The organism is Actinocatenispora rupis (assembly GCF_016861975.1).
GTDB classification, from domain to species: Bacteria; Actinomycetota; Actinomycetes; order Mycobacteriales; family Micromonosporaceae; genus Actinocatenispora; species Actinocatenispora rupis.
Genome location: NZ_BOMB01000007.1, coordinates 41,389 through 62,041, shown reverse-complemented (window position 1 = coordinate 62,041; position 20,653 = coordinate 41,389). Strand labels below are relative to the sequence as shown.

Below are 20,653 nucleotides of genomic sequence, written 5' to 3'. Positions count from 1 at the left end.
GTCAGCGGTCACGGCGCGGACGGCCGCGGTCAGCGGTCAGCAGACACCGCGCGGTCAGCGGCGCGCGACGGCCGCGGCGTACACCTCGCGGCGCGGGGTGCCGGTCTCGGCGGCCACGGCGGCTATCGCGTCGCGCCGGGACAGCCCGGTGGCCTGCTGCGCGTCGACCGCCGCGGCCAGTTCCGCCGCGCTGCGCGCCACCCGCGGTACCGCCGGCGCGCCCGCCACGACCAGCGTGATCTCGCCGCGCGGCGGGTCGTCGGCCACGCCCGCGGCCAGCTCGCCGAGCGCACCCCGCCGCACCTGCTCGTACGTCTTGGTCAGCTCGCGGCACAGCGCCGCCGGCCGGTCCGCCCCGAACGCCGCGGCCAGGTCGGCGAGCGACCCGGCGATCCGGTGCGGCGACTCGAAGAACACCAGCGTGCGCGGCTCCGCCGCCAGCTCCGCGTACCGGGAGCGGCGTTCGGCGGGCTTGCGCGGCGGGAACCCCTCGAAGCAGAAGCGGTCGCAGGGCAGCCCGGAGACGGCGAGCGCCGTGGTCACCGCGCTGGGGCCGGGCACCGCGGTCACCGCCACGCCGGCGTCGATCGCCGCCCGCACCAGCCGGTACCCGGGGTCGGAGACGCTCGGCATCCCGCCGTCGGTGATGAGCGTGACGCGGGTGCCGGCGGTGAGTTCGGCGAGGAGTTCGGGGGTGCGGCGTTCCTCGTTGCCCTCGAAGTACGAGACGATCCGGGGTGGGAGGGTCACGGACAGTTCGGCGGCGAGCCGGTGGAGGCGGCGGGTGTCCTCGGCGGCGACGAGGTCCGCGTCGGCGAGCGCGGCGCGCAGCCGTTCGCTGGCGTCGGCCGTGTTGCCGAGTGGTGCCCCGGCCAGGACCAGTTGTCCGCGGTGATCGTCCGCCATGCGTACCGTGTGCCCTTTCCGCCGCTCTGCCCGCGGTGACGGGCAGGGGCCGTACCGCCGATGGTGAGTGAAGCCTACGATCGTCGGGTGCCAGTCGCGGAGTTGACAGTCGAGCCCGGCCAGCGGCGACCCGTCGGTGCGGACGTGCGGCGCCGGCTGAGGCCGCCGATGCCGGCGGACGGCCCGGCGTCGTGGCTGTTCACGGCCGCGGTGGCGGCTGTCGCGGCGCTGCTGCGGCTGGTCGGCCTGGCCCACCCCAAGGGCAAGATCTTCGACGAGATCTACTACGCGACCGACGCGCACAACCTGCTGCTGCACGGCGTCGAGTGGGACGACAAGACCGACAGCGGCTCGTTCATCGCCCATCCGCCGCTCGGTAAGTGGATCATCGGCGTCGGCGAGTTGCTGTTCGGGAACAACGAGACCGGCTGGCGGATCATGTCGGTCGTGGCCGGCGTGGTCTCGGTCGTGATCCTGGTACGGCTGGCGCGCCGGATGTTCCGCTCCACCCTCCTCGGCTGTACGGCCGGGCTGCTCATGACGCTGGACGGGATGGCGTTCGTGTCCAGCCGGGTGGCGCTGCTGGACATCTTCCTGATGATGTTCGTCCTGGCCGCGTTCGCCTGCCTGGTGATGGACCGGGAGGCGGTCCGCGCGCGCTGGCTGGGCCTGCTGGAGCGGGGCGGCGACCCGGCGACCGAGCGCCCGGCGCACGGCGTTCCGTGGTGGCGGCTGGCCGCCGCGGTACTCCTCGGCGCCGGCATGGCCGTCAAGTGGAGTGCCGTCTGGTACATCCTGCTGTTCTTCGTGCTGGCGTACGTGTGGGACGCGCACGCGCGCCGCGCCGCCGGCGTACGGCATCCGTGGCGGGACGCGATCCTCGACGAGTTCGGCTGGCTGCTCGCGTCGCTCGGGGTGATCGTCGTGGTGTACCTCGCGGCCTGGTCCGGCTGGTTCGCCAACGACCACAGCTGGGACCGGCACTGGCTGCGCGACCACCACATGCCGGAGCCGCCGGTGATCGGCGCGCTGGTCAACCTGTTCGAGTACCACCGGGACATCCTGGCGTTCCACACCGGCCTGACCACCAAGCACGGGTACCAGTCGTGGCCGTTGCAGTGGCTGACGCTGGCCCGCCCGGTGTCCTACTACTACTCGGCGAACGGACCGTGCGGCTCGAACCAGTGCGCCGCCGAGGTGCTGCTGCTCGGTACGCCGGCGCTGTGGTGGGCGTTCGTCCCGGCACTGGGCGCGACCGCCTGGTGGGCGATCGCGAAGCGCGACTGGCGCGGCTGGTTCGTCCTGGTCGGCGCGGCGATGGGGATCGTCCCGTGGCTGTACTACCAGTTCTCCGACCACCGCACCATGTTCTACTTCTACGCGCTGCCCGCCGAACCCTTCCTGGTACTCGCGGTGACCATGGCACTCGGCATGGTCATCGGACCACGGACGGCGACGGCCGAGCGACGGCTCGTCGGCGCACTCGTCGCCGGCGGGTACGTGGCGATCGTCGCCCTCTGCTTCCTGTACTTCTATCCGCTGTACGTGGGTGAGACGATTCCGTACTCGGACTGGTTCGCGCGGATGTGGCTCGGTAACAAATGGATCTGACGGACAAGGCATGCGGCGCGGCACACATCGGCGTGACTAGATTGAATCCAGACCGTCCACGACCGACGACAACATCGGCGACGCAGCCGGCCGTCGGCGTCCGTGCGGCGGGTCGATAAGTTCGACATCAGCGGCATCTCGACCGGCGCCCGGGTGAAGCGCACCCGGGCGCGGTGGGATCCGCCGGAGGGGGTGTGCGGTGCCCGAGCCCGACGACGTTTCCGGCGCGATCGGTCCACTACGGGCCGACGCGCTCGGACCGCTGCGCGCCGAGCTTGTCGTGATCCGCGCGCAGCTCACCGCGCTCAGCCACCTGCCCGAGCGGCTCGCCGAGCTGCACTCGGCGGTCGCCCGCGAGCAGGAACGCGCCGCGTTCCGCGAGGAGATCATCGACCGCCTGCACTCGGAGAACCAGTCGCTGCGCCGCAGCGAACTGGAGGCGACGCTGGAGCCGGTCCGCGCCGGCCTCTACCGGCTGTACGACTACGCCCGCCGGGAGGCGGACCGCTGGTCGATGGCCGGCCGGGAGAACAACCCGGACCCGAACAACCCGCAGTCCGACGCCTCGCTGTACGCGATGTTCTCCGGCCAGGTCGGCGCCCTGTTCGCCGCGTTCGCCGAGGAGACCGTCGAGGTGCTGGGGCGTACCGGGGTCGAGCCGTTCGACGTCGCCAAGGGCGAGCGGTACGACATGGCTCTGCACCGCCCCGTGGACACCGTGCCGGTGGACGATCCGGCGTGGGACGGCCTCGTGGTCGAAACGGTATCTTCTGGTTTCGTCCGGGGTGAGCAGATCGCCCGGCGGGCCGACGTGGTGGTGGCACAACTGACCGGGCGCTGACGCGGGGATCAGGCGCCGAGCGAACCGGAGAGAAAGCGAACAACGTGGCCGTATTCGGGATTGACCTGGGCACGACGTACTCCAGCGTCGCGTACCTCGACGCGACTGGTCGCCCCACCGTGGTCCGCAGCCGCGAGGGCGGCGACTCCACCCCCTCCGCGGTGTACTTCTCGACCGCGGACAGCGTGGTGGTGGGCGCCAAGGCGAAGGACACCGCGGTGCTGGAGCCGGACCTGGTGGTCGAGCTGATCAAGCGCGAGCTGGGCCGGCACACGACGCTGACCATGCACGGGCAGACGTTCAGCGCCGAGGAGGTCTCCGCGCTGATCCTGCGCCGGCTCGTGTCCGACGCGGCCGACGCCACCGGCGAGCAGATCGATGAGGCCGTCATCACCGTCCCGGCGTACTTCGGGCTCGCGGAGCGCGCGGCGACCCGGCGCGCGGGCGAGCTGGCCGGGCTGACCGTCATCGACGTACTGTCCGAGCCGCTGGCCGCCGCGCACAGCTACCGCGTCGGCGAGACCGGCGCCGACCGCGCCATCCTCGTGTACGACCTGGGTGGCGGCACGTTCGACACGACGGTCGTCACGGTCAGCGCGAAGGGGCTGCACGAGGTCGCCACCGGCGGCGACGTGGAGCTGGGCGGCGTCGACTTCGACGAGCGCCTCGCGGAGTACGTGGTGGACGCGTTCTGCACCGCGCACCCGGACGTGTCGCACCCGTTCGACAACTCGGCGACGGTGCAGGACATCCGGGCGCGCGTCGAGGAGGCGAAGCGCCGGCTGTCCGAGGAGACCGAGCGGACCGTCCGGGTCATGCACGAGGGTCGGGTCACGTCCGTGCCGATCACCCGGGAGCGGTTCGAGGAGCTGACCGCGGACCTGCTGGACCGCACGATCGAGGTGACCCGGCAGGTCCTGGCCGCCGCCGCCGAGCGTGGCGTACCGCGGATCGACGAGGTACTGCTGGTCGGCGGCTCGTCGCGGATGCCGGCTGTCGCGGCGCGGGTGGGCGCCGAGTTCGGCATCGAGCCGCGGCTGCACGACCCGGACCTGGCCGTCGCCCGCGGCGCCGCGTGGTACGCGTTCGAGGAGACGTACCGGCGGCTCGCCGCGTCCGGCGACACGACCGGCGCGGCGCGGATGGCCAGCCAGTCCGGGCTGTCCGCCGACGCCGAGGACCGGATGGCGGCGCGCAGCATCGGCCGCGTCTCCGCCCGGGGGTACGCGTTGGCGCCCCGGCCCGGCTCCCGCCTCACCGACGACGCGGAGTACGCGGTGGTGGTGGAGGCGCACGCGGCGCTGCCGGCGTCCACCAGCCACGAGCTGACCAGTACCGCGGACGGGGCGGGGCAGGTCGACTTCACCCTGCTGGAGGAGTCCGACGGCCCCTCCACCTCGCGGTACGCGCCGGACGGCTACCGGGTGATCGGCGCCGGCGCGGTCCGGCTCCCCAGCACCGCACCCGCCGGTACCGGGGCGACCGTCACGGTGGCGTTGTCCGGCAGCGGGGTCCCCACGCTGTCGGCCAGCGTCGCGGACGGCACTCCGGCGCAGCTCGCGGTGAACCTGATCGGCCAGGGCAGCGCCCCGGTCGCCGAGGCGCGCGCCCGGCTGGCCGCCATGAAGGTCGGCTGACACCTCCGACGACGAACGGCGCGCCGCCCTGCCGGGTGGCGCGCCGTCGTGCGTCAGCGGTCAGGCCATGACCTCGGACGTGTTCTCCAGCTCGCCGGAGAACCGCTGCAACACGTACTCCACCAGCGTGATGAGTACGCTCTTGCTCGACTCGCGCTTCCGCGCGTCGCACAGGAGTACCGGGACGTGGTCGTCCAGGTCCAGCGCGATCCGCACGTCCTCCGTCCGGTACTGCTTGGCCCCGTCGAAGCAGTTCACGGCGACGATGAACGGCGTGCCGCGCTGCTCGAAGTAGTCGATCGAGGGGAAGCAGTCGGCGAGCCGCCGGGTGTCCGCGAGGACGACCGCGCCGACCGCGCCGAGCGACAGCTCGTCCCACATGAACCAGAACCGGTCCTGCCCCGGCGTACCGAACAGGTAGAGCACGAGCCCGTCGTTGAGGGTGATCCGGCCGAAGTCCATGGCCACCGTGGTGGTGGTCTTCTCCTCGACGCCGGCGAGGTCGTCGATGCCGACGGACTCGGCGGTGATGACCTCCTCGGTGCGCAGTGGCTCGATCTCGGAGACCGAGCCGACCATGGTGGTCTTTCCCGCGCCGAAACCGCCCGCGATCAGGATCTTGATCGCGTAGGGAATCTCGTCCACAGTAGACACTCCGTCGTCGTCCTATTGCGCTACAGCGCACGCAGGCCGTTGATCACGGCCCGCAGCACCCGCGTGTTGGGCATCTTTGCCACCGACATCGGCGCCTTCACCTGGACGCACCCACCGGCGCGCAGGTCGTCCAGGAGGATCCGGACCACGCCGACGGGAAGGTCGGCGTGCGCCGCGATCTCGGCCACCGAGATCGGCTGCTGGGCCAGCCGGAGCACCACGTGGTGCTCCGGCTCCAGCCCGACCGTGGGCGTGGGTACGTCCGCCGCGACGACCAGCGCGATCAGGTCGAAGTTGTCGGACGACGGTCTGGTCCGCCCATGCGTCATCGCGTACGGGCGGACCAGCGGCCCCGCGCCGTCCGGTACTGCGTGTTGACCCGTCTGGTACACCGCGGCCCCCCGACCTACTGCTGGAAGAGCGGGTCGGCGGGCGATGGTGGCGCGGTCATCAGCGGCGACCGCACCGTGGTCGCCAGGTTCTGCCCGACCCGCTGGACCAGCAGGTTCATCTCGAACGCGACGAGCCCGACGTCGGAGTCCGCGTCCGCGAACACCGCCAGGCAGGCCCCGTGGCCGGCAGCCGTGACGAACAGGAACGCGGTGTCCATCTCGATCACCGTCTGCCGGATCTCTCCGGCCTGGAAGTGCCGACCCGCGCCCCGCGCCAGGCTCTGGAAGCCGGACGCGACCGCTGCCAGGTGTTCGGCGTCCGCGCGGCTCAGCGCGTCGGAGGAGCCGATCAGCAGCCCGTCGGCGGACAGCAGTACCGCGTGCTTGATCTCGGCCACCCGATGTACCAGATCTTCGAGCAGCCAGTCCGCATCTCTGGATGATGTGGTGTGCTGCGTCATCAGCCGTCCTCCCTACCGCTCTCGACCGTGGTCAGATTCTGTGCCTGTGGTGGGGTGCCGAGGGTTGGCGCCTCGTCGCCCTTCTCACCGTCAGGCGGCGCGTCCGGCAGCCGGCCGCGCGTCGTGCCCCGCTGGTACGAACTCATCATCTTCCGGATCTCCTCCGGACTGCGCTGCGGCGCGCTGGGCGTCTGCGGACCGTTCGGTCCGGGCCGGGGCGGGCCGTTGCGGAGACCGGGCGCCAGGTTGGCCTGACGCACTCGCTTGGGAAGGCCGAGGTGGGTGCCACCCTCCACCGGGTCCGACTCCGGCGACGCTGCCGGTGCCTCGGCCGTGGACTCGGCCGCCACCGGCTCGGTACGCGGCCGCGGGCTCGGCGGCGCCGAATCCGGGCGCGGACTCGGCCGCGGCGGTTCCACCCGTGGCGGGTCCGCACGGGGCGGCTCCGGCCGGGGCGGCTCGGCGCGCGGCGGTTCGGCCGGCGGCGCGACGACCCGGCGGGCGTCGATGATGCGGGTCTCCACGGTCGGCGAGTCGATCGCCGACATGGCCGGCGGTACCGCCCGTGGCGTCAGCCCGGCCGGCTCGCCGTCGCCCGACGGGTACGTCAGGGTCGGCCAGCCGGACGTCGCCGGTTCCTCGTGCCGCACCGTCGACTCCTCGTACCGCGTCACCGGGTCCTCGTGGCGCACGGGCGGCTCCTCGTACCGCGGGGTGGGGCCCTCGGGGCGCGTCGACTGCTCGTCGGTGCGCGCCGCGATCGCCGGGTCGGCCGGCGCGGGCGACTCGTCCGGCCCGGCGGACTCCTCCAGCTCGCTGGGCGCGCGGTGCATCCCGCCACTGCGTACGGGGAGGCGGGTCGGCTCGGCGACGGCGGCCTCCGACTCGTCGCCGTCCCGTACGCCGGCGGAGACGAGCACCGGGCCGCGCACCGGGCTGACGTCCGCCGGTACCAACGCCTCGTCGTCCGCCTCCCCGACCGCGGTACGGTCCGCGTCGCGGGCGGACAGCTCGTCCACCGCGCCGGCCTCGGCGACCAGCTCGCTCGGCAGCAGGATGATCGCCGTCGTCCCGCCGTACGGCGAGGGCCGCAGATGGACGCGGATCCCGTGCCGCGCGGCGATCCGCGCCACCACGAACATGCCGAGCCGCGCGTTCTCCGACAGGGCCAGCACGTCGAACTCGGGCGGTGTGGCGAGCCAGCGGTTCGCCGCGGCCACGTCCTCCGGCTTCATGCCGAGACCGCGGTCCTCGATCTCGACCGCGAACCCCTTCGGTACGGCCTGGCCGGTCACGTTCACCTTGGTGTGCGGCGGCGAGAACGCGGTCGCGTTGTCGATCAGCTCCGCGGTCAGGTGCACCACGTCGGAGATCACCGAACCGGCCAGCATCATCGGCGGGAACGGCAGCACCCGGACCCGCTCGTACTGCTCGACCTCGCTGGCCGCGCTGCGCAGCACGTCGAGCAGCGGCATCGGCTCGTGCCAGACCCGGCCGGGCTGGCCGCCACCGAGGATGACCAGGTTCTCGGCGTTGCGGCGCATCCGGGTGGCCAGGTGGTCGATCCGGAACAGGTCCTCCAGCGCCTCCGGCTCGGCCGCCTTGCGCTCCATCACGTCGAGGTGGCCGATCTGCCGCTGCAGCAGCGTCTGGCTGCGCCGCGCGATGTTGAGGAACACGTTCGCCACGCCGGAACGCAGCTCGGCCTGCTCGTTCGCCGCGCGGACCGCGGTACGGCCGACCTCGTTGAACGCCTCGGAGACCTGGCCGATCTCGTCCTTGCCCGCGGGCAGCGACGGCACCTCGCGGTCGACGTCCACCGACTGCCCGGAACTCAGCCGCTGCACCACCGCCGGCAGTCGTACCCAGGCGAGGTCGCGGGCCGAGTCGCGCAGCGCGCGCAGCTGCTTGATCAGCGAGCGGGACACCCGGCGCGCCACCAGTACCGAGATGACGATCACGATCAGGCCGAGCAGCCCGGCCAGCCCGAGCCGCAGGAAGATCAGGTACGACGGGGCCTTCGCGTGGTCGCTGAGCACCGCGTTCAGGTGCTGCTCGAACGTGTACTGCGAGCTGAGCGCGGTGGCGTTCGCCTGCGCCCACTGCGTCTCGTTCACCGGTACGGCATGGCCCGGCCTGCCCTTGTCGATCGCGCTGCGTTCCATCGCGGCAAGCTCGGGGAACGGCGCCTTCGCGACGAACGCGTCGTACAGCTTCTGGTCCTCGGGCGTCAGCGCGGCGTACGCCTCGTGGTACTGGTACTGCTGCACGCCCACGGCCTGCACGAACATCCGGTACGACTCGCCGCTGAACTTGCCGGTGGCGAGCGCCCCGGCCAGCACCGCGTCCTCGCGCGACCGCAGCTCGCGGGCGTGCGACAGCATCGCCAGCGACCGGCCCTCGGCGGCGGTCTCCTCGTCGGGGAAGTTCGTGACCTGCGAGTACAGCAGGTTGACGCCGTCCAGCATGTCGGTCATCGACGACATCAGGGTGGGCGTGGAGATGCTCCGCCCGTCCACGTCGTCGCGCAGCTTGCGCAACCCGTCGAGCCTGGTCAGCTCGTCGCGGGCGAGACCCATCATCCGGTCGGTCGCGACACTGCGCACCGAGCTGTCCGACAGATCCTTCCGGTACTCGGCGATGTCGCGGTCGACGACCTTGCGCGCCGCGGCCAGCGACTCCTGGTTCTGCGCCGACGGGGCGGCCAGGTACACCACCGAGGCACGCCGCTCCGCCTGTACCGCGCGGACGATGTTGTCGACGGGCACGGTGAGCTTGTTGATCAGCGTGCCCTGGTTGTAGAGCCGGAGACCGTCACCGAGGGTCAGGTAGTTGGCGAACCCCCAGAACACGACCAAGCAGACGATCGGGACGGTCACCAGGGCTACGAGTCGGGATCGAATCGACCAGGTGCGAACGCTCATGGATGGCGGGCCTCATCACGGAACGTACACGAACAGGGAACGAACAGGGACACCGAGCGACCACCCACGGCGAACGACCCGAGCCCCGATGATCGCCGCGCGCAGGGCAAACGCGCACATCGGAGACCATAACAGTCCAGTCGGCTCCACTCACGTCGCGTCCCCCGGCGACCGGACCGATCATCACCTAACCGGACGCCCCCGGATCGCACAAGAGGTGCGACAGCTGGGTCACAGCGCTCCCACCTGCACCAGCACGATCCGTGATTTCAGACTGTGCGCTCAGCGGGTGACGAAGACGGTCGCTCGTACCGTAACGGTCGACACCCCTTCGTCGCGTACGCCAGCGCGGGCCGACCAGCCACCGACGCGAGGTCCGGTACTCGTCGGGTCGCGTCCGCGTCGCCCCCGCCACACCGTCGACGCCGGCGCCCGAGGCCCCGGACCCGACTCGACCGCGGCACCGGGGTATCGGTTCGCACCCCTCCGGCACCACCTGCTAACCTTCATTCCGCAAGGGGCTGTGGCGCAGTCTGGTAGCGCACCTCGTTCGCATCGAGGGGGTCAGGGGTTCAACTCCCCTCAGCTCCACGTTCGGAAATCAGGCGACGCGTGTCCGCGGGAAAGCGGACGGCGTCGCCTGATTCGTCTCCCGGGAGCATTCGTTTCCTGGCGCGCGCTGCGCGGCGGGCCGGTCGGTTGTCAGAGGTTGACGGCGCGCGCCTGGTACGGACGGCCCCGCAGGAACGGCGCGCCGTACGTACCGTCGGCGAGTTCGCGCTCCGCGGCCAGCGCACGTTCCCGCGCCTCGGCGAACTCGCGTTCCAGGGTGGCGCGGCGGGCGGCGGCGAGGGCCGCGGCACGACGGCGGCGCAGCGCCCGGGCGCGGGCCTCGCGAATCTCCTCCTCGGCGTACCGGCGGGCGGCCTCGCGGCGGCGACGCGCGTCGGCGAGCGCCCGGTTCCGCAGGTGCACCAGGTACGCGCAGGTGAGCAGCACGGTGGCGCCGGCGCCGACGAAGAACGCGGGTGCGAGGCCGGCGCCGAGCCCGAGCTGGACCACCAGTACGGCGAGGAGGACCACGAGTACGCGGCGGCGGTGGTAGCGCCACCAGCGGCGGCGCTGCTCGTCGGTGAGGTCGGCGGGCGGGCGGCCGCGGAGTCCGCCGCGCAGCAGCCGGGCCAGCGGGGCGCGGCGCAGCCGACGGAACGCGCGGCGCCGGCGCCGGCGGGCGAGGTCGCGGCGGGCGGGGCCGTGGCGGTCGGCGCGTCGGGGCGAGCCGGCCGCGTCCGGTACGGCGGTGGACGGGGCGGCGTCGCGGCGGGGCGGGTTGACCGGGCGGCCACGTGGCACGGTGCGTCGGCGGCGCGGGCGGGACAGGACCCGCGCCGTGGACCACTCGCGCTCCGCGACCTGCCGCTCCGTGGTGTCGTACCGGCGCACGAGGGCCGGTGCGAGAGCGAGCAGGCCCGCCGCCGCCAGTACGGCGAGGAGCACCGACGTCGGCACCCCCGGACCCCTCCCGTCAGGTAGTCACATGCTGTCATCCGAGGCTACGGCCGGGACGCTGCATTTCCGCGGCGCCACACCGGGGCGCCTACCTGGCGGTAACGGGGGTCAGGAGGTGGGGCGGTCGCTGCGGTTTCGGTGGAGGCGGGCGAGGAGGCCGCCGTCGGCGGCGACGTCCTCGGTGGTCAGCGCGTACCCGAGGTGGTCGCGCCAGCCGCCGGCGATGTAGAGGTACCGGTGGTGGTACGACTCCTCGCGGAAGCCGAGCTTCTCCACGACGCGCCGGCTCGGCTTGTTCTCCGGGCGGATGTTGACCTCGACGCGGTGCAGCCCGCCACGGCCGAACGCGTGGTCGACGGCGAGCGCGAGCGCGGTCGGCGTGATGCCCTTTCCGGCGTGCCGGTGGTCGATCCAGTAGCCGGCGTAGCCGGAGCAGAAGGCGCGGCGCACGATGTTGCCGATGGTGAGCTGGCCGACGAACGTGCCCTGCCAACACACCGCCCATGGCATCGTGCTGCCGTCCGCGGCCGACCGTTTCAGGTCGCGGTACACGTACCGGAAGGCGCGGACGGTGTGCACGTCCTGCCAGCGACCCGGCGGGTCCGGCTCCCACGGCGACAGCCACGCCTCGTTCGCGAGGCGTACCTCGACCCAGGCGGCGGCGTCGGCCCGGGTGTACGGCCGGAGGGTCACGTCGCCGTCGGTCAGGACGGCCGGCCAGCCAGGATGCGCGTTCATCTCCGCCGATCGATCAGCAGTACGTCCACTGTGGAGCCTGCCGCGGCGGTGGAGACCCGCTCCCCCAGCACCAGCAACCCGTTCGCCTCGGCAAGGCCCGACAGAGTGTACGGCCCACCGGCCAGCGGCTGCACGGTGTAACCGCCGCCGCGGCGCTCCGACACCTGCGCCGGCCGGAACTCGCGCAACCCGGCCGGCGACGACAGCGTCTCCAGCAGGTGCGCCTTGATACTCGGCCGGAACACGGGCTCCGCGCCGGACAGCCGCTGGATGACCGGGCGTACCAGGATCTCGAAGCCGATGAGGGCGGCGCCCGGATCGCCCGGCAGGCAGACGATCGGGACCTCCTCGACGCCGACGGTGCCGAACCCGAGCGACGAACACGGGTACACGGAGAGGTCGGTGAAGGGGACGGTGCCGTCGCGGCCGAAGATGCGGCGGACCATGTCGCCGGGGCCGAGGCCGGTGCCGCCGGTCATCACGATCAGGTCGCTGCGCAGCGTCTGGTCCTCCAGGACGGCGCGCAGTCCCTCGGGGTCGTCGTCACAGATCCCGATCCGGTACGCGAGCGCGCCGGCCTCGACCGCCGCCGCGGTCAGCGCGTGCGAGTTGACGTCGACGACCTGGCCGGGTGCGGACATCCGGCCGGTCTCGACGAGTTCGTCGCCGGTCGCGACGACCACCACGCGCGGGCACGGGCGTACGACGACGTGGGCGACGCCGGCGGCGGCCAGCAGGGCGACGACCGGCGCGGTCACCGCGGTACCGGCGGAGGCGACCGCGGACCCGGCGGCCAGCTCGTCACCGGCCCGCCGTACGCCGTGGCCGCGCTTGGGCGACGCGTAGATCTCCACCGACGCCATGCCCTCGTCCGTCCACGCCATCGGTACGACGGCGTCGGCGGCGGCGGGCATCGGCGCGCCCGCCGCGATCGACAGGCAGCTGCCCGAACCGACCCGGACCGGCCGCCACGACGCCGCGCCGACGTCACCGACCACGTTCAGCCGCACCGGCCGGTCCTCGCGGGCGCCCGCCACGTCGTCGAGCCGCACCGCGTACCCGTCGATGGCGGCGTGGTCGAACGCCGGCAGCGGCCCGGGAGCCACCACGTCCTCGGCGAAGACGTTGCCGTACGCCTGGGTCAGCTCCAGGTCCAGCGGGGGCAGCGGACGGATCTTGGCGAGTACCTGCTGGAGGAAGTCGGCCAGCGGGGTCAGCGTGACGGTGGCCATCGGCGCCCTTCGTCTACTCGGTGCCGGCGGGCTTGTCGTCGACCGTGTCGAAGCCGTCCGCCACGAACTGCGCGAGCCAGGCGCGGAAGTCCGGCCCGATGTCGGAGCGCGCGGTCGCGAGCTGCACGACGGCCTTCAGGTATCCGGTCGGGTTGCCCGTGTCGTACCGCCGGCCGCGGAAGACGACGCCGTGCACCGGCGTGCCCTCGGACAGCAGCAGCGCCATCGCGTCGGTCAGCTGGATCTCGCCGCGCTTGTCCGGACCGGTACGCCGGATCGCGTCGAAGATCGACGCGGGCAGCACGTACCGCCCGACGACGGTGAGGTTGCTGGGGGCGTCCTCCCGAGCCGGCTTCTCGACGAGGCCGGTGACCTCGACGACGTCCGGCGTGTCGGTCTCCCGCACGGAGGCCACGCCGTACTTGTGGACCTCCTCCCACGGGACCTCCAGCAGGGCGAGCACGATGCCGCCGGTCTCCGCCTGCAGGTCGAGCATCGTCGGCAGCAGCGGGTCGCGCTCGTCGACCAGGTCGTCACCCAGCAGTACGGCGAAGGGGACGTTGCCGACATGGTCCTCGGCGCAGGACACGGCGTGCCCGAGGCCGAGCGGCTCCGGCTGGCGGGACGAGTGCAGCGCGGCCAGCTCACCCGGGCGGCGCACGGCCTCCAGGCGTTCGGTGTCGCCCTTGGCCTCCAGCGCGGCCTCCAGGTCGAGCCGCCGGTCGAAGTGGTCCACCATCGAACTCTTGCCGCGCCCCGTGATCAGCAGGACGTCGCTGATGCCGGCCGTGGCGGCCTCTTCCACGATGTACTGCAGGGCCGGTTTGTCCACCACCGGGAACAGTTCCTTGGGCACCGCCTTGCTGGCGGGCAGGAACCGGGTGGCGAGCCCGGCCGCCGGGATGACCGCCTTGGTGGCGCGGACCCCGCGGTCGGCCGGGGAGGAGAAGTCGGGGGTGGTGACGTGGTCGGGCATGGGCCGAGACTAACCGCCCCGGGTCTGCCTGGGCGGTCGTGCCCGCCGCGACGCGCCGCCCGAGTCGCCGTCCGGCCAGCCGTCCGCGGCGGGCGGGAAGTCGTCGGCCGCCCGGTCGCCGCCCCCACGCGTACGGTGCCGGCGGCGCGGCCCGACCGCCGCCACCCGCCAGATGTCCCGGCCGTCCGCCTTCGCGTCGTACAGCGCGTCGTCGGCGGCGTCGAGTACCTCCTGGCCGGTGGCGCCGTGCTCGGGGTAGACGGCGACGCCGATGGAGACGGTGACACCGATGTCGATCGGGCCGTCCGGGCCGGGATCGGGCAGCCGTACCCGCATGTCGCGGACGGCGCCGCAGATCCGTTCGGCGAGCCGGCCGGCGCCGTGCTCGTCGGTCTCCGGCAGCAGGACGACGAACTCCTCGCCGCCCTGCCGGCACGCCAGGTCGACCTCCCGGATCTCCTGCTGGATCCGGTTCGCGAACGCGACGAGCACCGCGTCCCCGGCCGAGTGCCCGTACGTGTCGTTGACCTCCTTGAACCGGTCCAGGTCCATCGCGAGTACGGACAGGTGGCGGTCGAAGCGGGTCGCGCGCTCGACCTCCCGGTGCAGCGAGACGCGCAGGTAGCGGTAGTTCCACAGGTCGGTGAGCGGGTCGGTGAGCGACAGCCGCTCCGTCTCCTGGTGCAGCAGCACGTTGTCCACCGCGACCGCGGCCTGCCCGGCGAACGTACGCAGCGTGCCGAGGTCGGCGTCGTCGAAGTCGTCCTGGCCGAGCCGGTCGTACAGGGCGAGGACGCCGCGCAGCCGGCCGGGCTGCGGGCCGGTCTCGTCCTCGCGTTCGGTGGCGCGGCTCGCCCCGGAGAACGGCACCGCGATGTACGTGCGGCAGCGCGGCTCGTTCGGCGAGAGTTCGATGCCGTCGACGCGGCCCCGGCGCGGCTCGCCGGCCTGCGCCACCGCGCCCAGCAGGCCCTCGCCCAGCGCCACCCGGATGTCCGACAGCGACCGCGCCCGGTCGTCCAGGCCGTCCGAGCAGCGCGCCACCAGCTGGTTCGGGTACTTGCCGTCCGGCTTGTCCACCAGCAGTACGACACCGGACTGCGCGCCGGTCGCCGCCATCGCCGTCTCCAGGATGACGGTGAGGATCCCGTCCAGGTCGTGCGTACTGGACAGGGTGTCGCCCAGCAGGCCGAGGTTGCCGCGCAGCTGGTCCCGGCTCGCCGTCAGGGCGTGCACGTACGCCTGCATCTCGCGGGTCATCCGGTTGAACGCGCTGCCCAGCTTGCCGACCTCGTCCCGGCTGCGCACCGGTACCCGGGCGTCGAGGTCACCGCCGGCGACCCGGTCGGCGGCCGACGCCAGCTCGAACAGCGGCCGGGTGGTGGAGTTCGCGAGCCACCACGCGGCACCGACGGCGATCAGGCCGGCGAGCACGACCACGCCGATGAGCACCGCGTACAGCGCCTCGGAGCCGGAGTGGCCGGACGACAGCGCGAGGTGCAGCGGCTGCTCGACGGTCGCCGGCACGAGCCGCACGTACGTCCCGTCGCCGGTGGCGCGCACCTGGTCGCCGCGCATCCGCAGCGCCGTGTCGGCGACCTCGTTGGCCTGCTGCCGGGTTTCGGTGGACACCGGCGCGCCGTCGTCGAGCAGCGTCACGTCGACGCCGGCGGCCGAGCCGAGCCGCGTCACGAACGCCCGGTCCACCGGCGTACCGGCGACGACCTGGCCGATGGTGTGCCCGGCCCGGTCGGTCATCCGTACCTTCGCCACCAGCGTTTCCGGCCGGTTCGTACTCGTGGTGCCGGTGCCGGCGCAGTCCGCCCACGGTCCGGGCAGCTGACCGGCCGACGACCGGGTCACCCCCGCCTCGTCGGTCACCTGCACCGCCGTCGCCAGCCCCGTCTGTACGCCCTCGCGCGCGGCAGCGGCCCGCTCGCCCGCCGTGCCCCCGCCGTACGTCCGGGCGGCGACCTGCGCGGCGGACCGCAGCTCGTGGCAGGCGGCGTCGACGGTGGTGCGGACGGTGGTCTGCGCCATCTGCAACCGTTCGGTCGCCCGCCGGGCGCTGACCTCGGACACCGTGATCCCGACGAACACGGCCCCGATCAGCACGGGCCCGAGCACCACGGCCAGGAACGCGGCGGTGAGCCGCGCGCGCAGCGTCACGCGTCCTCCCGTGGTAGCTCCGGCCGGTGCACGATGGGTGTGTCGGTCTCGGCGATCCGTGCCCGGGACGACAGCCCGCAGGTGCGATGCTGTCACAGCATCCGGAGGTACCGCCCACCCGGCGAGGTTGGACCCAGCGAAATGCACGCACTTTCCGAAAAGTCGTCCCTGCGCGACCGGTTGGTCGCCGAACGGCGCGATCGTGCCCCGGCGTACCGTTCCGCCGCCGACGCCGCGATCCGCGCCGTGGTACGGGATCTGCTGCGCGCCGGGCGTCCGGTGGGCCGTCCCGCCGTGGGCGCCGCCCGCCGTTCCGTCGCCGGGTACGTGCCGTCCGACGGCGAACCCGGCGGCGCCGCGCTCCCCGACGTCCTCGGTACCTGGGGCGACCGGGTGCTGCTCCCCGTCCTGCGCAGCGACCTGGACCTCGACTGGGCCGAGTACACCGGGCCGGACTGCCTGCAACGGGCGCGCTGGCGGCTGTGCGAACCGGACGGGCCGCGGCTCGGACGCGGCGCCGTGAGTACCGCGTCGGTGTTGGTGGTGCCGGCGCTCGCGGTGGACCGGACCGGCACCCGCCTCGGCCGCGGCGGCGGGTCGTACGACCGGGCGCTGTCCCGGGTGCCGCGCCGCACGCTCGTCGTCGCCCTGCTGTACGACGGGGAACTGGTCGACGACCTGTTGCCGCACGAGCCGCACGACCGCCGGGTCAACGCGGTGGTCACGCCGGCGGCCGGGTTCCGCCGGATCGGCCCCACGGCGGGCTGACCACGCTGTCTACCGCACCACCCCGGGTGGACGGACGGGCCCCCGATGGCGGATGATTAGCACTCAGAAACTGAGAGTGCCAGCGGAGGCAGAGGGTGCCCACCTATCAGTACGCCTGCACCGAGTGCGGCCACCAGCTCGAAGCGGTCCAGTCGTTCACCGACGGCCCGCTGACCGAGTGCCCCAACTGCGGCGGCAAGCTGCGCAAGGTCTTCTCGGCCGTCGGTGTCGTGTTCAAGGGCTCGGGTTTCTACCGGACCGACTCACGCAACGGCTCCTCCTCGTCCACGATCAGCGGCGAGAAGTCGAAGTCCACGGCCGACTCCGCCGGTTCGTCGTCGGGTTCGGGCGACGGCGCGAAGTCGGACTCCGCGAAGTCCAGCTCGTCCTCGTCGACCTCGGGTTCGTCCGGTTCGTCGGGCTCCTCGGGTGGCGGCTCCGGCGCCAGTTCCAGCGGCAGTTCGGGCGGCAAGGTCGCCGCCAGCGCCTGACGCGGCCTCACGCCCCCGCGGCCAGGTGGTCCGCGACGAACCGACGCCACGCCGTCGACGCGGCCGGGCGCGTCTGCGCGTGCGTACCGGTGTGGGCGAGCAGGGTGCGGTCCGCCGATCCCAGGGTGTCGAAGAGGTCGAGCTGACCGTCCCGGGGAAAGATCTCGTCCTGCCACTGCACGTGGAACAGCAGCGGCGCGGTGACGCGCCGGGCGTCCGCGGCGACCCGCTCCGGCGCGTCCAGACCCGGGTCCATGGCGGCGCACTGCCGCAGCCCAAACTTGCCGAACACCGCGCAGCGGAGCCGGTCGCCCAGCTCCGCCGCCACCGGTAACCCGAACCTGGTCCCCAGCGACAGCCCCAGGTAGCCGAGCCGGTCGCCGTCCACGACCCCCTCCGCGGCCAGCGCCGCCACCCCCGCCGCCCAGTCGCCCACCATCCCGTCGAGGACCCGCCCGAGCCCCGCCCCCACCATCAGCTTCTGGTACTCGGCAGCCGCCAGCGGCCGTGTCACCCGCTCCCCGTGGTACGGCCCGTCGATCGCGTACGACGCGAGCCCGGCCGACGCGAACCAGCGCGCGTGGTCCAGTACCCGAGCGCTGCGCTTGTGCCCGCTGCCGCCGTGTCCCAGCAGTACCAGGGGCGGCGGCGCGGACGCGGCGGCCGGCAGCCACAGCACGCCGGGCACGACACCGCCCGGCCGGTGCACCCGCACCGGTCGTTCGACCACGTCACCGTCCATCGACGCCATCCCTCCCCTTTACCACGCGTACGGGATCGGCCGGCGGTTGTCCACAGGCGTTGTCCACAGGTACTGGCCGGTGGTGGTGACGACCCCGACCCGGTGTCTACGGTTCCCCGCGGCGGAGGGAGTTTGTCGTGGACAGGTCGGAGAAGAGTGCCGGGCGGGGCCGGCGGCGGGCCGAGCGGCTCGACCCGGTGCGCTGGTCGCCGCGGCGGCGCGGGCGGCTGCTGCGCGGGGCCGCGGTGGCGGCGCTGCTGCTCGTGGCGGCCGGGGTGCTGGTCTCGGGAGCGGGGCCGGCGGCGGCCGAGCGGTGCGCGGTGCATCCGCGCCCGACGACCCGGGCGACCGCGCCACCGGGCGACCGCGTACCGGCGGGCGAGGTGGGGCTGGCGGTGACCGTGGCCCAACCCGACGTGACCGGGTTGGTACGACCGGGCGACCGGGTGGACCTGACCGTCACCCGCGCCGACTCCCGTACGGCCGAGGTGATCGTGCGCGGCGCGCTGGTTCTTCGAGGGACACCCGGCCATTCAGCGGACACCGCGGGCGATTCCGTGGTGTATTTGGCGATGTCCGAAGACGAGGCACGCCGGGTCGCCGGTGCCGAGCCGTCCGCCCGCATCGGGGTCGCGCTCCGGCCCGGCTGACGTACTGCGTGCCGAGCGCACCACATCGAGGAGAGCGAACCGGTGCTCAAGGGTTTCCGAGACTTCATCCTGCGCGGCAACGTCGTCGACCTGGCGGTCGGCATCGTGATCGGCGCGGCGTTCACCGCCGTGGTCAACGCGCTGGTCAGCAGCTTCATCACGCCGCTCATCGCGGCCATCGGCGGCAAGCAGGACTTCAGCAGTCTCTACTTCACGCTGAACGGCAGCCAGTTCAAGTACGGGGTGTTCATCAACGCGGTGTTCGCGTTCCTGATCGTCGCCGCCGTGCTCTACTTCCTGGTCGTCGTACCGGTGGACCGGATGCTGCGGCGGTTCTTCCCGGCGAAGCTGGACGCACCGAAGCGGGACTGCCCGGAGTGCCTGTCGAGCATCCCGGCGGCGGCGTCGCGTTGCTCGTTCTGCACCGCGCAGGTGGATCCGACCGCCTGACGGTCGCCGGTCGGCTGGGGTCAGTCCCAGTGCGGCGGACGGTCGGCGAGCAGCCGGTCGTCGTTGTCCTGGTGCCGCTCACCCCAGCCGGCGTCGGTGTCGTCCGCGGTCTGGTCCGGCAGGACCGCCTGCTCGTCGTCGAGCTCGACCTCGCGCTCGTCGTCGTACCTGCCCACCGTGTCGCTCCCGATGTCGTACCTCCTGCGACCGCCGTCCGGTCGCCCGCGCCGGCCGCGGGCCGGCCCTCGCGCCGAGCGTATCCGGTCCGAACGGGCGTTCGGCACAGCACACTGAGGTCGTGAGGAGATCGACCGACATCGTTGGCCGGGACGCCGGCCCCGATTCACCGCGCGTCGGTACAACGGATGCCGGACGAGGTCGCGGGGCCGCAGCAGCGGGCGAACCGGGACCGGCCGGACCGGATGCGACGCCCGGGGAAGGACACCGGATGGACCAGACCGCCTCCCCACTCCGCCCCGCCAGTACCCCACGCGACACGGGGCGGGTCTGGCCGAAGAACTTCGCGGACCGGCTGACCGAACCGCTGCCCGGCGTACGCGACATGCTCCGGCTGGTACGGGTCGGCGGCCCGCTGGCGGCGATCGGCGACACCGACCGGATCCCGGTCCGGCGCGACGGCCTGCCCACCGTCCCCGCCACGACCACGGCGCTGACCTGGGTCGGGCACGCCACGTTCGTCGTACAGATCGGCGGGCTGCGGGTGCTCACCGACCCGGTCTGGTCGCGGCGCATCCCCGGCATCCGGCCCCGCTTCGTGCCGCCGGGCGTGGCGTTCGCCGACCTGCGCCGCGTCGACGCCGTCGTGATCAGCCACAACCACTACGACCACCTCGACGCGCCGACCATCAAACGGCTACCGCGGGACACCGCGGTCTTCGTACCGGCGGCGCTCGGCGAGTGGTTCCGGCGCCGCGGCTTCCGGGCCGTGACCGAGCTGGACTGGTGGGAGTCGGCCGAGCTGGGCGGCGTGCGGTTCGACTTCGTACCGGCGCACCACTGGAGCAAGCGCGGCCTCGCCGACACCTGTCGCAGCCTCTGGGGCGGCTGGGTACTGACCGCGCCGGGCGGCCACCGGGCGTACTTCGCGGGCGACACCGGATACGGCCGCTGGTTCGGTGAGATCGCCCGCCGGTACCCGGGGATCGACGTGGCGATGCTGCCGATCGGCGCGTACCACCCGCGGTGGTTCATGCGGCCGGTGCACATGAACCCGGAGGAGGCCGTGCAGGCGTGCGTCGAGCTGGGCGCGCCGCACCTGGCGTCCATGCACTGGGGCACGTTCGCGATGACGACCGAGCCGGCCACCGAACCACTCACCCGGGTACGCGCCGCGTGGGCCGCCGCCGGCCGACCCGCCGCGGACCTGTGGGACCTCGCGATCGGCGAGTCCCGCCGCCTCGACTCCGCCTGACCCCGACATCGCCGAGCCACCGACGGACCGACCGGCCCCGTTTCCTTTCGTACCAAGGGATCGGGGGCCG

Annotated in this window: 20 protein-coding genes and 1 tRNA gene; 9 read left to right on the top strand and 12 right to left on the bottom strand. The window is 73.1% G+C overall.

Annotated elements, in window-relative coordinates; translation table 11 throughout:
* Positions 1-54: 54 nt before the first annotated feature.
* Complete coding sequence (gene rsmI / locus Aru02nite_RS05895) at positions 55-906, bottom strand: 16S rRNA (cytidine(1402)-2'-O)-methyltransferase (protein WP_203655532.1); 852 nt, start codon at positions 904-906, stop codon at positions 55-57.
* Between the two features lie 60 nt (positions 907-966).
* Here rsmI and Aru02nite_RS05890 point away from each other — a divergent pair, with 60 nt between their 5' ends.
* The 3 genes from Aru02nite_RS05890 to Aru02nite_RS05880 all read left to right on the top strand — a co-directional run bounded on the left by Aru02nite_RS05890 (position 967) and on the right by Aru02nite_RS05880 (position 4,995).
* A complete protein-coding gene (locus Aru02nite_RS05890) occupies positions 967-2,517 on the top strand; it encodes a dolichyl-phosphate-mannose--protein mannosyltransferase (protein WP_373324846.1) in 1,551 nt (516 codons plus the stop codon).
* Between the two features lie 199 nt (positions 2,518-2,716).
* A complete protein-coding gene (grpE, locus tag Aru02nite_RS05885) occupies positions 2,717-3,358 on the top strand; it encodes a nucleotide exchange factor GrpE (RefSeq protein WP_203655531.1) in 642 nt (213 codons plus the stop codon).
* Between the two features lie 44 nt (positions 3,359-3,402).
* Entirely contained in the window at positions 3,403-4,995 is a 1,593-nt protein-coding gene (locus Aru02nite_RS05880; RefSeq protein ID WP_203655530.1) for an Hsp70 family protein, read from the top strand.
* A 60-nt stretch (positions 4,996-5,055) separates the two neighbouring features.
* On the opposite strand, the gene Aru02nite_RS05875 is transcribed toward Aru02nite_RS05880, so the two are convergent.
* The 4 genes from Aru02nite_RS05875 to Aru02nite_RS05860 are packed head-to-tail and all read right to left on the bottom strand — an operon-like array spanning position 5,056 to position 9,381.
* Positions 5,056-5,640 carry a GTP-binding protein gene (locus tag Aru02nite_RS05875; protein ID WP_373324845.1) on the bottom strand — a complete coding sequence of 195 codons (585 nt, stop codon included), beginning with the start codon at positions 5,638-5,640 and terminating at the stop codon, positions 5,056-5,058.
* Positions 5,641-5,669: 29 nt separating this feature from the next.
* The gene (locus Aru02nite_RS05870) at positions 5,670-6,041 is read right to left on the bottom strand and encodes a DUF742 domain-containing protein (RefSeq protein ID WP_275408585.1); all 372 of its coding nucleotides are present in this window, start codon (positions 6,039-6,041) and stop codon (positions 5,670-5,672) included.
* Positions 6,042-6,055: 14 nt separating this feature from the next.
* On the bottom strand, positions 6,056-6,502 hold the full coding sequence (locus Aru02nite_RS05865) for a roadblock/LC7 domain-containing protein (protein WP_203655526.1): 447 nt from the start codon (positions 6,500-6,502) through the stop codon (positions 6,056-6,058).
* Positions 6,502-9,381, bottom strand: coding sequence for a sensor histidine kinase (locus Aru02nite_RS05860; RefSeq protein ID WP_203655524.1), 2,880 nt, complete (start codon positions 9,379-9,381; stop codon positions 6,502-6,504). The genes Aru02nite_RS05865 and Aru02nite_RS05860 overlap by 1 nt, the downstream gene beginning before the upstream one ends.
* Before the next feature lie 562 nt (positions 9,382-9,943).
* On the opposite strand from Aru02nite_RS05860, the gene Aru02nite_RS05855 reads away from it, so the two are divergent.
* Positions 9,944-10,017: transfer RNA gene (locus Aru02nite_RS05855), tRNA-Ala, on the top strand.
* Between the two features lie 111 nt (positions 10,018-10,128).
* Here the strand turns inward: Aru02nite_RS05855 and Aru02nite_RS05850 are convergent.
* The 5 genes from Aru02nite_RS05850 to Aru02nite_RS05830 form a co-directional block, all read right to left on the bottom strand.
* Complete coding sequence (locus Aru02nite_RS05850) at positions 10,129-10,935, bottom strand: hypothetical protein (RefSeq protein ID WP_203655522.1); 807 nt, start codon at positions 10,933-10,935, stop codon at positions 10,129-10,131.
* A gap of 108 nt (positions 10,936-11,043) precedes the next feature.
* A complete protein-coding gene (locus tag Aru02nite_RS05845; RefSeq protein WP_203655521.1) occupies positions 11,044-11,673 on the bottom strand; it encodes a GNAT family N-acetyltransferase in 630 nt (209 codons plus the stop codon).
* Complete coding sequence (locus tag Aru02nite_RS05840) at positions 11,670-12,905, bottom strand: molybdopterin molybdotransferase MoeA (protein WP_203655520.1); 1,236 nt, start codon at positions 12,903-12,905, stop codon at positions 11,670-11,672. Before Aru02nite_RS05840 ends, Aru02nite_RS05845 begins: the two co-directional genes overlap by 4 nt.
* A 13-nt stretch (positions 12,906-12,918) precedes the next feature.
* On the bottom strand, positions 12,919-13,881 hold the full coding sequence (locus Aru02nite_RS05835) for a UTP--glucose-1-phosphate uridylyltransferase (RefSeq protein ID WP_203655519.1): 963 nt from the start codon (positions 13,879-13,881) through the stop codon (positions 12,919-12,921).
* Positions 13,882-13,890: 9 nt separating this feature from the next.
* On the bottom strand, positions 13,891-16,050 hold the full coding sequence (locus Aru02nite_RS05830; RefSeq protein ID WP_239076427.1) for a GGDEF domain-containing protein: 2,160 nt from the start codon (positions 16,048-16,050) through the stop codon (positions 13,891-13,893).
* Positions 16,051-16,191: 141 nt separating this feature from the next.
* On the opposite strand from Aru02nite_RS05830, the gene Aru02nite_RS05825 reads away from it, so the two are divergent.
* Together Aru02nite_RS05825 and Aru02nite_RS05820 are read left to right on the top strand one after the other, a co-directional pair.
* Positions 16,192-16,818, top strand: a complete 627-nt coding sequence (locus Aru02nite_RS05825; protein WP_203655518.1) for a 5-formyltetrahydrofolate cyclo-ligase — start codon at positions 16,192-16,194, stop codon at positions 16,816-16,818.
* Between the two features lie 95 nt (positions 16,819-16,913).
* Positions 16,914-17,309, top strand: coding sequence for an FmdB family zinc ribbon protein (locus Aru02nite_RS05820; protein WP_203655517.1), 396 nt, complete (start codon positions 16,914-16,916; stop codon positions 17,307-17,309).
* A gap of 7 nt (positions 17,310-17,316) precedes the next feature.
* Here the strand turns inward: Aru02nite_RS05820 and Aru02nite_RS05815 are convergent, their stop codons facing one another.
* On the bottom strand, positions 17,317-18,051 hold the full coding sequence (locus tag Aru02nite_RS05815) for a dienelactone hydrolase family protein (RefSeq protein ID WP_203655516.1): 735 nt from the start codon (positions 18,049-18,051) through the stop codon (positions 17,317-17,319).
* Between the two features lie 137 nt (positions 18,052-18,188).
* Here Aru02nite_RS05815 and Aru02nite_RS05810 point away from each other — a divergent pair, with 137 nt between their 5' ends.
* On the top strand, positions 18,189-18,701 hold the full coding sequence (locus Aru02nite_RS05810) for an RcpC/CpaB family pilus assembly protein (protein ID WP_203655515.1): 513 nt from the start codon (positions 18,189-18,191) through the stop codon (positions 18,699-18,701).
* 42 nt (positions 18,702-18,743) lie between these two features.
* Complete coding sequence (gene mscL / locus Aru02nite_RS05805) at positions 18,744-19,151, top strand: large conductance mechanosensitive channel protein MscL (RefSeq protein ID WP_203655514.1); 408 nt, start codon at positions 18,744-18,746, stop codon at positions 19,149-19,151.
* 20 nt (positions 19,152-19,171) lie between these two features.
* On the opposite strand, the gene Aru02nite_RS05800 is transcribed toward mscL, so the two are convergent.
* Positions 19,172-19,327, bottom strand: a complete 156-nt coding sequence (locus Aru02nite_RS05800) for a hypothetical protein (protein ID WP_203655513.1) — start codon at positions 19,325-19,327, stop codon at positions 19,172-19,174.
* Positions 19,328-19,599: 272 nt separating this feature from the next.
* Between Aru02nite_RS05800 and Aru02nite_RS05795 the strand changes: the two genes are divergently transcribed.
* On the top strand, positions 19,600-20,583 hold the full coding sequence (locus tag Aru02nite_RS05795) for an MBL fold metallo-hydrolase (RefSeq protein ID WP_203655511.1): 984 nt from the start codon (positions 19,600-19,602) through the stop codon (positions 20,581-20,583).
* Positions 20,584-20,653: the final 70 nt, after the last annotated feature.